Genomic DNA, 12,647 nt, shown 5'->3' with positions numbered 1-12,647 from the left:
CCAATGGCCGCCTCCTCCTTTCAGGGGGCGCGTAGCTCAGCGGTAGAGCACACCCTTCACACGGGTGGGGTCACAGGTTCAATCCCTGTCGCGCCCACCATGACCCGGCAGGGCATGGCAGGACAGATTATTTCCCGGCATTGATCTTTTCTTCGGCCTCGCGCTAAGCCTGTGGCCTGTATCGCGGCGTTTCGGGCCGCGCCGAAAGGATGACCATGCCTCCCTATCTGAAAGCCGGCGGCGCACTGCTGGCGCTCTCCGTTCCGGCTGCCGCCCAGGCGCAAGACACGCTGACGCTGGAGCGGGTGTTCGCCAGCCCCGACCTCGCCGGGCCGCAGCCGCGCGCGCTGAAACTCTCGCCGGACGGATCGCTGGTGACGCTGCTGAAGCCGCGCGCGGACGAGAAGGAACGGCTGGACCTGTGGGCGATCGACACGGGCACCGGCCGGGAGCGGATGCTGGTCGATTCGAAGAAGACCGGGAGCGGGGCGGACCTCACCGAAGCGGAGAAGATGCAGCGCGAGCGCGACCGGAGCGTGGCGGGCAGCACCGGCATCGTCAGCTATGACTGGTCGCCGGACGGGAAGAGCATCCTCGTGCCGGTCGATGGCGACCTCTATCTCGCGGGGCTGGACGGCAAGGTCGCGCGGCTGACCGATACGGCGGACGGCGAACTGAATGGCGTTGTCAGCCCCAGGGGCGGGTTCGTGTCGTTCGTGCGGGGCGGCAATCTGTTCGTCCAGCCGGTCGGCGGCGGCGAGCGGCAGGTGACGACGGGTGCGAGCGATACGGTGAGCTGGGGCGTCGCGGAGTTCGTGGCGCAGGAGGAGATGGACCGGCGCACCGGCTATTGGTGGTCGCCCGACGACCGGCTGATCGCGGTCGCGCGGGTGGACGAAGGTCCGGTCGGCACCGTCACCCGCACCGCGATCGGCGGAGAAGGGACCAAGGTCTATACCCAGCGCTATCCGGCGGCGGGCACGCCCAATGCGATCGTGGACCTTTATGTCATGAAGCCCGATGGGTCGGGGCAGGTGCAGGTCGATCTGGGGCCGGAAAAGGACATCTACCTCGCGCGCGTCAACTGGTCGAAGGATGGCCGCACGCTCTATGTGCAGCGCGAAAGCCGGGATCAGAAACGGCTCGACCTGCTTGGCGTCGATCCGGCCACGGGCAAGGCTCGCGTTCTGCTGACCGAGACGGCGAAAACATGGGTCAACCTGTCCGACAATTTCCGGCCGCTCAAGGACGGGAGCTTCCTGTGGTGGTCGGAGAAGAGCGGCCATGGGCATCTCTACCGAGTCACGGGGGACAGGTGGACTCCGCTCACCAGCGGCGCTTGGGAAGTGCGCGATGTGCTGGGCGTGGATGAGGGGCGCGGGCTCGTCTACTTCACCGGCAACCGGGAGACGCCGCTGGAGCAGCAGCTTTACGTCACCTCACTGGCGAAGGCGGACGCGCCGCGCGCCTTGACCCAGCAGGGCTGGTGGAACGATGCGGTGATGGACGGCGCGGCCAGCCGGGTGATCGTGACGCGGCAGAATAGCGACCAGCCCAAGCAGGTGTTTCTCGCCGACAATGCGGGCAAGCAGCTGCAATGGCTGTCGCAGAACGCGCTGACGGGCGATCATCCCTATGCGCCCTATGTCGCCAGCCATGCGAAGACGATATTCGGCACGGTGAAGGCGGCAGACGGATCGACGCTCTACACCAAGATGATGACCCCGCCGCTGGAGCCGGGGAAGCGCTATCCGGTCTTTATGATCCATTATGGCGGGCCGGGCGCGGGGCGGCAGGTGACCAATAGCTGGTCCGGGGCGCTGAACCAGTATCTGGTGGATCGCGGCTGGATCGTCTTCGCGATCGACAATCGCGGCACGCCCGATCGCGGCAAGGCGTTCGAGGATCAGCTCTATCGCGCCATGGGCACGGTGGAGGTGGAGGATCAGTTGAAGGGCGTCGAGTGGCTGAAGAGCCAGCCCTTTGTCGATCCCAGGCGGATCGCCACCTATGGCTGGTCCTATGGCGGTTATATGTCCTTGAAGCTGCTGGAGAAAGCGCCCGGCACTTTTTCCGCCGCCATTGCCGGTGCGCCGGTGACCAAGTGGGAGCTTTACGACACCCATTATACCGAGCGCTATCTGGGCCAGCCGCAGGACAAGCCCAGCGCCTATCCGGCGTCCGACGCGATCGACGAGGCGGTGAAGATCCGCGATCCGCTGCTGCTGGTCCACGGCATGTCGGACGACAATGTGGTGTTCGACAATTCGACCGCGCTGATGGCGAAGATGCAGGGGGCCGCGGTGCCGTTCGAGCTGATGGTCTATCCGGGGCAGACGCATCGGGTCGGCGGGCCGAAGATCAGCGTGCATCTGTGGCGCACGATCGAGGATTTTCTGGCGCGGCGCGGGGTCGGGCCGGACCCGAAATAGAGGCCGGGGCGAAGGCGGGATTGGCGGGGGGAAAGCCCATTTGTCTGGACAAATGGCGACAGGCCGCTATGCGCCGGCCCCGCAAATCCTTGCACGAGTGGAGTGTTGAGTCATGGGTTACAAGGTCGTCGTCGTCGGAGCCACCGGAAATGTGGGCCGCGAGATGCTGACCATTCTCGCCGAGCGCGAGTTCCCGATTGACGAGATCGCGGCGGTCGCTTCGCCCCGGTCGCAGGGCACCGACATCGATTTCGGTGACAGCGGCAAGACGCTCAAATGCAAGAATATCGAGCATTTCGATTTCACCGGCTGGGACATCGCGCTGTTCGCGGCGGGCAGCGGCCCGACCGCGACCTATGCGCCCAAGGCGGCGGCGGCCGGTTGCGTGGTGATCGACAATAGCTCGCTCTACCGCATGGATCCGGACGTGCCGCTGGTCGTGCCCGAGGTGAACCCGGATGCGATCGACGGCTACGTCAAGAAGAACATCATCGCCAACCCCAACTGCTCGACCGCGCAGATGGTGGTCGCGCTGAAGCCGCTGCATGACGCCGCCAAGATCAAGCGCGTCGTCGTCGCCACCTATCAATCGGTGTCCGGCGCGGGCAAGGCGGGCATGGACGAACTGTTCGAGCAGAGCCGCAACATCTTCGTCGGAGACCCGGCGGAAGCGAAGAAGTTCACCAAGCAGATCGCCTTCAACGTGATCCCGCATATCGACGTGTTCCTGGACGATGGATCGACCAAGGAAGAATGGAAGATGGTCGCGGAGACGAAGAAGATCCTCGACCCCAAGGTCAAGGTGACGGCGACCTGCGTGCGCGTGCCCGTGTTCGTCGGCCATAGCGAGGCGATCAACATCGAGTTCGAGAACGAGATTTCGGCGAAGGAAGCACAGGACATATTGCGCGAGGCGCCGGGGATCATGCTGGTCGATAAGCGCGAGGACGGCGGCTATGTCACGCCTGTGGAATGCGTGGGCGACTATGCGACCTTCATCAGCCGGGTGCGCGAGGATTCGACCGTGGACAACGGCCTCTCGCTCTGGTGCGTCAGCGACAATCTCCGCAAGGGCGCGGCGCTGAACGCGGTGCAGATCGCGGAACTGCTGGGGCGGCGGCATTTGAAGAAGGGGTGAAGCGGGGATGATCGCCGGCGCTGTTGCGGTGTGGAAGGCTGTTCCGCTCGCGCAGCGCCGAATGATCCTTTTGCTGGTAGCTGCGGTGGCGCTGGCTAATATCGCGCAGCCCTATCCCGATCTTGCGCCGCTGCAACATGGGCCGACCCTTGCTTTGGCAATTGCAGCGCCATGGTTGCTGCGGCGATGGCCAATCGCAAACAAGGCGGCGGCGTGCCTGCTGCTCTTCCTGCTGCTTCACACCTTCGCGGCGCGATGGATTTACAGCTATGTGCCCTATGATGAATGGGCGCAGGCGCTGATCGGCCGGGATGTTTCAAGCTCGATCGGCATGGAGCGGAACGGCTTTGACCGACTGGTCCATTTCGCTTTCGGCGCGCTGCTGACTTTTCCGATCGGGCATATTGTCGAGCGCCATGGCCGCGTCAGGCAGCGGCTCGCGGTGCTGTTCGCTTTTTGTGCGATAGGGTTCGGCAGTGCGATATATGAGATATTCGAATGGCTGCTGACCATTATCGCGGCGCCCGACATGGCCGAATATTATAATGGACAGCAGGGCGACATGTGGGACGCCCAAAAAGATATGGCGCTGGCGCAGTTGGTCAGCCTATGCGCACTTGTGCCGCTTCTGTGGTGCCGCCGACCTGAGCCTGCCCGCCCCTAATCTATTTGCACGAGGATCATTGTGATGACCGACCTCCCCCTCGAACGCCATGAGGTCAGGGGCTTTGACGGCCTGCCGATCGCGGTTCATGTCGTGGGGCAGGGGCGCGATCTCATGTTGATTCATGGCTATTTCTCGAACGCCTGGACCAACTGGATTCGCTATGGTCATGCGGCGAAGCTGGTCGAGGCGGGGTTCCGGTTGATCCTGCCTGACCTGCGCGGGCATGGCGAGAGCGCGAAGCCGCATGATCCGGCCGCTTATCCCGCCGATGCGCTGACCGACGACAATCTGGCGGTGGTCGCGCATTTCGGCCTCACCAACTATGATCTGGGCGGCTATTCGCTGGGGGCGCGGACGACGGTGCGGATGCTGGCGCGGGGCGCGAACCCGCGGCGCGTGATCCTGTCGGGCATGGGGCTCCGGGGGCTGACGCAGACGCTCGACAATGGCGGCTATTACACCAACGTCCTCACCAACCTCGGCACGTTCGAGCGCGGGACGTCGGAGTGGATGACCGAGGCGTTTCTGAAGACCACCAAGGGCGATCCGGTCGCGCTGCTCAACATCCTCAAGACCTTCGTCGATACGCCGGCGGAGGTGATCGCGGGCTTCCGGCAGCCCACGGCCGTCATCTGCGGGGCGGACGACGACAGCAATGGCAGCGCGCATGAGCTGGCCGATATCCTGCCCGACAGCCGTTATTATGAGGTGCCGGGCAGTCATATGAACGCCGTCACCCGCAAGGAGCTGGGGCAGGCGATGGTCGATTTCCTGACCGCTTGACTGTATCGCATCGCTAAGCCAGCTTCCCCGCATCAACCGATAAGGGGACGCACATGAAAATCGCCATCTCGCTCGCCGCGCTTGCGGCCGGGCTCGTCGCTTCGCCGGTGCTGGCGCAGCAGGCGCCGGCCGCGACCGACGCCGAAACCTTCCTCGCCCAGGCGGAAAAGCGGATGTTCGACCATTCGATCATCAACGGCCGCGCATCCTGGCTCAATGCAACTTATCTGACCGACGACAGCGACGCGGTCGCTTCCTATTTCGGAGCGATCGATACCAAGATGCGGGTCGAGTTCGCGCTGGAAGCGGCGAAATATGCGACCGCGCCGGGGCTGACGCCGGAGACGAAGCGGCGGCTGACGCTGCTGCGAACCGCGCTGACATTGCCCGCACCGATGACGCCGGGCGCGGCCGAGCAGCTCAACGACCTGTCGACCCGGCTCCAGTCCGCTTATGGCAAGGGCAAGGGCACGCTGCGCGGCCAGCCGATCAACGGCAGCGACATCGAAGCGGAGATGGGGACGAACCGCAATCCCGATGAGCTGAAGGAGATGTGGGTCAGCTGGCATGACACTGTCGGCGCGCCGATGCGGCAGGATTACGCCAAGCTGGTCGGCATCGCGAACGCAGGGGCGAAGGAGTTGGGCTTTGCGGATACGGGCGCGATGTGGCGGTCCAAATATGACATGCCGGCCGACGATTTCGCGACGCTGACCGACAAAATCTGGGCGGAGGTGAAGCCGCTCTACGACCAGCTCCATTGCTATACCCGCACCAAATTGAACGAGAAATATGGCGACGCGGTGCAGGCGAAGACCGGGCCGATCCGCGCCGACCTGCTCGGCAATATGTGGGCGCAGGAATGGGGCAATATCTATGACGTGGTCGCGCCGGCGGGGGCGGGCGACCTTGGCTATGATGTGGGCGACCTGCTGAAGGCCAAGGGGTTTATCGAGACCAAGGCGACCCAGGTCGATACGCCCGATACGCCGGAAAAGCAGCGGCGCGGCTATTGGGAAAAGCAGATGTTCAAGATCGGCGAGGGCTTCTATTCCTCGCTGGGCTTCGCGCCTCTGCCCGCGACCTTCTGGGAGCGGACTCAGTTCGTCAAGCCGCTCGATCGCGAGGTCGTGTGCCATGCGTCGGCCTGGGACATCGACAACAAGGACGATCTGCGGGTCAAGATGTGCACCAAGGTGAATGGCGACGATTTCGTGACCATTCATCATGAGCTGGGGCATAATTATTACCAGCGCGCCTATAACAAGCAGCCGCAGCTCTACCTCGACGGCGCGAACGATGGCTTCCACGAAGCGATCGGGGATTTTGTCGCGCTTTCGATCACGCCCGACTATCTGGTGCAGATCGGACTGCTCGATCCGGCCAAGGTGCCGGGTACGGATAAGGATATCGGCCTGCTGCTGCGGCAGGCGATGGACAAGGTCGCCTTCCTGCCCTTCGGCCTCTTGATCGACAAATGGCGCTGGGGCGTGTTCGACGGATCGATCCCGGAAAGCCAATATGAGAAGGGCTGGACCGACCTGCGCTTGAAATATCAGGGCATCATCCCGCCGGTCGCGCGCGACGAGAGCAAGTTCGACGCGGGCGGCAAATATCATATTCCCGGCAACACGCCCTATACCCGCTACTTCCTGGCGCGGGTGTTGCAGTTCCAGTTTTATGAAGCGGCGTGCAAGCAGGCGGGCTGGAAGGGGCCGCTGCATCGCTGTTCTTTCTATGGCGACAAGGCGGTAGGCGCGAAGCTCAATGCGATGCTGGAGCTGGGCGCGTCCAAGCCCTGGCCCGATGCGCTGGCGGCCTTCACCGGCAGCCGGGAGATGTCGGGCAAGGCGCTGGTCAGTTACTTCGCGCCGTTGCAGAAATGGCTGGCGCAGCAGAACAAGGGCAAGTCTTGCGGCTGGTAATCTCTTAGTAACCACATTATTCGCGGGGTCCATGAACCCCGCGATTATCATCATTGCCCTGTTGTTCTTCACCAGCAGCATCATGGCGGTCGCGATGACCGTCGCCTGGGTGCATTTCGGGCGGCAGCGCCATGTTCGTAGCTGGGCCTTGTCTTACGGTCTGTCGATCCTGCAATGGATCGCGAACGCGGCGGGGCTGCTGCTGAAGAGCCCGGCGCTGATCGCCATCGCCAGCCTGTTCATCGTGGTGAGCGGGTCGTTGGTGCTGGTGGGGGTCTATCAACGTGCCGGGCGAGCGGTGCCGCGCGGGGCGTTGCTGGCGGCAGGATCGCTGGTGGCGCTGGCGGGCGCTTATGTCGCGATCGTCAACGATCGGCCGCTCCAGGGCATGATCGTGCCGGGCTATGTCGGCATCCTCATGCTCTGTTCGGCGGTTGCGCTTCGGCCCAAGGACCGGCGGTTCAGCGCGCCGGAAATGGCGCTGTTCGTGATGTTCGCGCTGTTCGCTCTGTTCCAGACGGCGCTCGCCGGCAGCGCGGCGCTGGAGCTGGGGCGCGGGACCAGCGCCGGCATGGCGACCTATCGCGCGGTCATGGCGCTCTGCCTGCCCTCCATCTATGTGGGATCGGGGGTCGCGGCGGTGCTGGTGGTGGCGGGTGATCTGGCGCATCAGCTCAGGCGGCAGATGCTTCATGATCCGATGACGGGAGTGCTGAACCGGCGCGGGCTGGAGGAAGCGGCGGCGGGGGCGATCGCCAATGCGCACCGACATGGCCGGCCGCTGGCACTAGTGGTGTGCGATCTCGACGGGTTCAAGGCGTTGAACGACGGGTTCGGGCATATCGCCGGGGACGCGGCGCTGCGCGGCTTTGCCCAATTGCTCAAGAGCGCGGTGCGGCGCGGCGATATTGTGGGGCGGATGGGCGGCGATGAGTTTGGCTTGCTGCTGGTCGAGACCGACGCTGTCGCCGCCGCCGAGGTGATGGAGCGGGTGCGCGCGGAAGTCGCGTGTCTGCGGCTGCCGGGCGCGGCCGACGCCCGGCTCAACGCCAGCTTCGGGGTGGCGCAGCTGGACGGTAGCGACCGGGAGCTGGACGATCTGGTCGCGCGGGCGGACAAGGCGCTCTATGACGCGAAGAATGCGGGCAAGAACCGGGTTGCGATCTGGCGCGAAGCGGCGTGAGTATAACCCTTCTCGTCATTCCCGCGAAAGCGGGAACCCATCTCCTGACTTTGCACCAACCGGATAACGCTGGAGATGGATCCCCGCCTTCGCGGGGATGACGGATGAGGGTTAGTGCGCGTTACCGGAATGGCGGTTCGTTGAAGGCGCGCAGCTTGCGGCTGTGGAGCTTCGCGCCTTCCTGGCGCAGCAGTTCGCAGGTCATGAGGCCGACGCGGAGATGGCCGGCGATGGCTTCCTCGTAGAAGCGGTTGGCCTGGCCGGGTAGCTTGAGTTCGCCGTGGATCGGCTTGTCCGAGACGCAGAGCAGGGTGCCGTAGGGCACGCGGAAGCGGTAGCCCTGCGCCGCGATCGTTGCCGATTCCATGTCGATACCGACCGCGCGCGACAGGCTGAAGCGCAGGGCGGAGTGGGAATAGCGCAGTTCCCAGTTGCGATCGTCGGTAGTGACGACGGTGCCGGTGCGCAGGCGGCGCTTGAAATCCTCCGGGTCGCCGCCGCCCAATATCGCCTCCGCCGCGCTCGCCATCGCGACCTGCACCTCGGCGATGGCCGGGACGGGGATTTCGGGCGGGAGCATGGCGTCGAGCACCTTGTCGTCGCGCAGATAGGCGTGGGCGAGGACATAGTCGCCGATCCGCTGACTGGGGCGCAGGCCGCCGCAATGGCCGATCATCAACCAGGCTTCGGGGCGCACGACCGCCAGATGGTCGCAGATCGTCTTGGCGTTGGCCGGCCCCACGCCGATATTGACGAGGGTGATGCCGCTGCGGTCGGGGGCGATCAGGTGATAGGCGGGCATCTGGTGCCGGCGCCAGGCGCTGTCGGCGACCATGCGGGCGGGATCGGCGGTCTCGGGCGTCACATAGACGCCGCCCGCGCCCGAAAGCGCGGTGAAGCGGCTGCCCTCGCGCTTCAGTTCGGCGCAGGCCCAGGCGACGAACTCGTCGACATAGCGGTGATAGTTGGTGAAGAGGATGTAGCGCTGCACATGCTCGGCCGGTGTGCCGGTATAATGTTTGAGCCGGGCGAGCGAGAAGTCGGTGCGCAGGCCATCGAACAAAGCGAGCGGCCGGTCGCCCTGTGCGTCGGGGACGAACAGGCCGTCGGCAATCTCGTCGCCTATCTCAGCCAGTTCGGTCGCGGGGAAGTGGCGCGCCAGTTCGGTCGGCGGGGTGCCGTCGAGCGCGTTGATGTCGAGCCCGTCGAGCACATAGGGGAAAGGGATCTGCTGGTCGCTGAGGCCAACGTCGATCTCCACCCCATAGTCGCGGACGAGGAGGTCGATCTGCTCGGCGAGATAGTCTCCGAACATCGCCGGGCGGGTGACGGTGGTGACATAGCGGCCGGGCTGCGACAGGCGGGCGAAGGAGCGGCCCGGCGGCGGGGCGGCATCGCGATCCCGGTAGGTGATGCGCAGTTCGGGATAGCAGAAGCGCCGGTCGGTTCGCGCCTCGGGCGGGGGCACGCTGCCGTCGCGGGCATAAGCGCGCATGGCGTCGCGCAGCGTGTCGATGGAAGTCTGGTAGATATGGTCGAGTTGCGCGACCGTCGCGTTGCCGATGCTCTGTGTCATCGCCTCCTGTTACCGTCTTTGCATGACGGAAGGAAGACGGGAGGATGGATCGGGCGGCGATCATGCCGCCACCCGATCCCGATCGATCAGAGCTGGCCCAGCAGATGCTCGGCGGAGGAGACCTTGAAGTCGCCGGGCGCTTCGACATTCAGTTCCTCGACCACGCCGTCCTTGACCAGCATCGAGAAACGCTGGCCGCGCGTGCCGAGACCGAATTTGCTGCCGTCCATGGTGAGGCCCACCGCCTGCGCGAAGTCGCCATTGCCGTCGGCCAGCATCGTCACCTTGTCGTCCGCGCCCGCCGACTTGCCCCAGGCGCCCATGACGAAGGCGTCGTTGACGGCGGTGCAGGCGATCTCGTCTACGCCTTTGGCCTTGAGTTCCTCGGCCTTCTCGATGAAGCCGGGCAGATGCTTGGCCGAGCAGGTGGGCGTGAACGCGCCGGGGACGGAGAAGATCGCGACCGTCTTGCCGGCGAAATAGTCGTCGGACGCCACCGCTTCGGGGCCGTTTTCGGTCATTTTGGTGAAGGTGGTGCTGGGCAGGCGGTCGCCCTTGGAAATGGTCATGCGCGGTCTCCTTGGCCTTATGACGGGCGGGAGGTCGGGTATGGCGGCTCGCCTGTCAAGGGCGGGCGGCCGGAATATGCCACGCCGCCCGCACCATGCGACGGCGCGCGCTTGGAAAGGCGCGGCGCTCGTCTATATTCGGCTTATGACAGATACGCGCTTTTATGGCGGGCATTTCCTGCTCGCCTTGCCCGGCATGGAGGATATGCGGTTCGACCATAGCGTCGTTGCCCTGTGCGTGCACGACGAAAATGGCGCGCTGGGCATAGCCGTGGGCGAGGAGATTGAGGGAGTCAGCTTCCGCGACCTGCTTGCGAGCTTCGACATAGACGGCAGCGGCGTCCCCGACGTGCCGGTGCTGCGCGGCGGGCCGGTGGAGCCGCGCCGGGGTTTCGTGCTGCATTCGCTCGACTGGGGCGGGCAGGACATGATGCAGGTCGGCAACCGCTGGGGCCTGTCGGGATCGCTCGACATATTGAAGGCGATTGCCGAGGGGCGCGGCCCGAGCCGCTATCTGATCGCGCTCGGCTATGCCGGATGGGGCGCGGGGCAACTGGAGCAGGAGATGACGGGCGAAAGCTGGTTCCTGGCCGAGGGCGACGCGGACCTGCTGTTCGAGGCGCCGGCGCGGCGGCGCTGGGCCGCGGCCTTCGCGGCGGCGGGGGTGGATGCGTCGCATCTGGTGTCGGGCGCGGGCTCTGCCTGAAGCCACATAAAGAAAACTTTATATATGGTTGTCAGGGCAGCCGGCCGTTGGTAAAGGCGGTGCCATCACGCCCGCGCGGACTTGGGTTCGGGCCGGCTCCAATCAAGTAACGGAGACATGTTCGTGGCCACCGCACCCGCCACCCAGGCGCAGGATTATGTGATTGCCGACATCGGCCTTGCCGCCTTCGGCCGCAAGGAAATCGAGATCGCCGAGACCGAGATGCCCGGCCTCATGGCGTTGCGCGAGGAATTCGGCCCGAGCCAGCCGCTGAAGGGCGCGCGCATCACCGGGTCGCTGCACATGACGATCCAGACCGCCGTACTGATCGAGACGCTGACGGCGCTGGGCGCCAAGGTGCGCTGGGCGACCTGCAACATCTATTCGACGCAGGACCATGCCGCAGCCGCCATCGCTGCTTCGGGCGTGCCGGTCTTTGCGGTCAAGGGCGAGAGCCTCCAGGAATATTGGGATTATGTCGAGCGCATCTTCGACTGGCATGACGATGAAAGCGGCGTCTGCAACCTGATCCTGGACGATGGCGGCGACGCCACCATGTTCGCGCTGTGGGGCGCGCGGGTCGAGGCGGGCGAGGAACTGTTCACCCCGTCGAACGAGGAAGAGGAAATCTTCTGCGCGGTGCTGAAGCGCGTGCTGAAGGAGCGCCCCGGCTTCCTGACCAAGACCGTCCAGTCGATCAAGGGCGTGTCGGAAGAGACCACCACGGGCGTCCATCGCCTTTATGAGCTGTCGAAGAAGGGCAAGCTGCCCTTCCCGGCGATCAACGTGAACGACAGCGTCACCAAGTCGAAGTTCGACAATCTCTATGGCTGCAAGGAGTCGCTGGTGGACGCGATCCGTCGCGGCACCGACGTGATGCTGGCGGGCAAGGTCGCCTGCGTCGCGGGCTTCGGCGATGTCGGCAAGGGTTCGGCGGCGTCGCTGCGCAACGGCGGCGCGCGCGTGCTGGTGACCGAGATTGATCCGATCTGCGCGCTTCAGGCGGCGATGGAAGGCTATGAGGTCGTGACGATGGAGGAGGCCGCGCCGCGCGCCGACATCTTCGTCACCGCGACCGGCAACGAAGGCGTTCTGACCGTCGACCATATGCGCGCGATGAAGAATATGGCGATCGTGTCCAATATCGGCCATTTCGACAGCGAGATCGAGATTGCCGGCCTCCAGAACTTCAAATGGACCGAGATCAAGCCGCAGGTCGACGAGGTCGAATTCCCCGACGGCAAGAAGATCATCGTCCTGTCGAAGGGCCGTCTGGTGAACCTGGGTAACGCGACGGGCCATCCGAGCTTCGTGATGTCGGCCAGCTTCACCAACCAGACGCTGGCGCAGATCGAGCTGTGGACCCGCAGCGAGCAATATCAGAACGACGTTTATGTGCTGCCCAAGCATCTGGACGAGAAGGTCGCGGCGCTGCACCTTGAAAAGCTGGGCGTGAAGCTGACCAAGCTGTCGCCCAAGCAGGCTGACTATATCGGCGTGCCGGTGGAAGGGCCGTTCAAGCCCGATCATTATCGGTACTGATCGTCATTGCGATCGAGTGCATGAAGGGAGGCGGCGACGCCTCCCTTTTTGTTTGCATGCCGCCTTCCCGCCACGGCCGTTCTGGTCTAGGCCCGGTCGGATCATGAGCAGGGACAGGCAGGGTCG

At 64.7% G+C, this 12,647-nt stretch carries 10 protein-coding genes and 1 tRNA gene; 9 read left to right on the top strand and 2 right to left on the bottom strand.

Annotation, left to right across the window (positions count from 1 at the left end; genetic code table 11):
* The first annotated feature begins 25 nt into the window (after nucleotides 1-25).
* The 7 genes from V2B31_RS05825 (at nucleotide 26) to V2B31_RS05795 (ending at nucleotide 8,128) form a co-directional block, all read left to right on the top strand.
* Nucleotides 26-100 (top strand) — tRNA-Val (locus tag V2B31_RS05825).
* A gap of 115 nt (nucleotides 101-215) precedes the next feature.
* Nucleotides 216-2,432, top strand: a complete 2,217-nt coding sequence (locus V2B31_RS05820) for a S9 family peptidase (RefSeq protein ID WP_328276325.1) — start codon at nucleotides 216-218, stop codon at nucleotides 2,430-2,432.
* Nucleotides 2,433-2,544: 112 nt separating this feature from the next.
* The gene (locus V2B31_RS05815) at nucleotides 2,545-3,570 is read left to right on the top strand and encodes an aspartate-semialdehyde dehydrogenase (protein ID WP_328276321.1); all 1,026 of its coding nucleotides are present in this window, start codon (nucleotides 2,545-2,547) and stop codon (nucleotides 3,568-3,570) included.
* A gap of 7 nt (nucleotides 3,571-3,577) precedes the next feature.
* Nucleotides 3,578-4,234, top strand: coding sequence for a DUF2238 domain-containing protein (locus tag V2B31_RS05810; protein WP_328276318.1), 657 nt, complete (start codon nucleotides 3,578-3,580; stop codon nucleotides 4,232-4,234).
* Nucleotides 4,235-4,258: 24 nt separating this feature from the next.
* Nucleotides 4,259-5,020: an alpha/beta fold hydrolase gene (locus V2B31_RS05805; RefSeq protein ID WP_328276315.1), complete on the top strand. Its 762-nt coding sequence runs from the start codon at nucleotides 4,259-4,261 to the stop codon at nucleotides 5,018-5,020.
* A gap of 53 nt (nucleotides 5,021-5,073) precedes the next feature.
* On the top strand, nucleotides 5,074-6,945 hold the full coding sequence (locus V2B31_RS05800; protein ID WP_328276312.1) for a M2 family metallopeptidase: 1,872 nt from the start codon (nucleotides 5,074-5,076) through the stop codon (nucleotides 6,943-6,945).
* A 31-nt stretch (nucleotides 6,946-6,976) separates the two neighbouring features.
* Nucleotides 6,977-8,128: a GGDEF domain-containing protein gene (locus V2B31_RS05795; protein WP_328276309.1), complete on the top strand. Its 1,152-nt coding sequence runs from the start codon at nucleotides 6,977-6,979 to the stop codon at nucleotides 8,126-8,128.
* A 121-nt stretch (nucleotides 8,129-8,249) separates the two neighbouring features.
* Here the strand turns inward: V2B31_RS05795 and V2B31_RS05790 are convergent, their stop codons facing one another.
* Both V2B31_RS05790 and V2B31_RS05785 read right to left on the bottom strand, forming a co-directional pair.
* Nucleotides 8,250-9,704: an AMP nucleosidase gene (locus V2B31_RS05790; RefSeq protein WP_328276306.1), complete on the bottom strand. Its 1,455-nt coding sequence runs from the start codon at nucleotides 9,702-9,704 to the stop codon at nucleotides 8,250-8,252.
* Between the two features lie 86 nt (nucleotides 9,705-9,790).
* Nucleotides 9,791-10,273 (bottom strand): peroxiredoxin, encoded by a 483-nt coding sequence (locus V2B31_RS05785; RefSeq protein WP_328276304.1) that lies wholly within the window; start codon nucleotides 10,271-10,273, stop codon nucleotides 9,791-9,793.
* Between the two features lie 145 nt (nucleotides 10,274-10,418).
* On the opposite strand from V2B31_RS05785, the gene V2B31_RS05780 reads away from it, so the two are divergent.
* Together V2B31_RS05780 and ahcY are read left to right on the top strand one after the other, a co-directional pair.
* Nucleotides 10,419-10,979, top strand: a complete 561-nt coding sequence (locus V2B31_RS05780; protein WP_328276300.1) for a YqgE/AlgH family protein — start codon at nucleotides 10,419-10,421, stop codon at nucleotides 10,977-10,979.
* A gap of 123 nt (nucleotides 10,980-11,102) precedes the next feature.
* Nucleotides 11,103-12,521, top strand: coding sequence for an adenosylhomocysteinase (gene ahcY / locus V2B31_RS05775; protein ID WP_328276297.1), 1,419 nt, complete (start codon nucleotides 11,103-11,105; stop codon nucleotides 12,519-12,521).
* Nucleotides 12,522-12,647: the final 126 nt, after the last annotated feature.

This window comes from Sphingobium sp. (assembly GCF_036170395.1).
Classification (GTDB): domain Bacteria; phylum Pseudomonadota; class Alphaproteobacteria; order Sphingomonadales; family Sphingomonadaceae; genus Sphingobium.
Note: the sequence above shows the minus strand (reverse complement) of the source record. Positions and strands in the feature narration are given on the sequence as shown.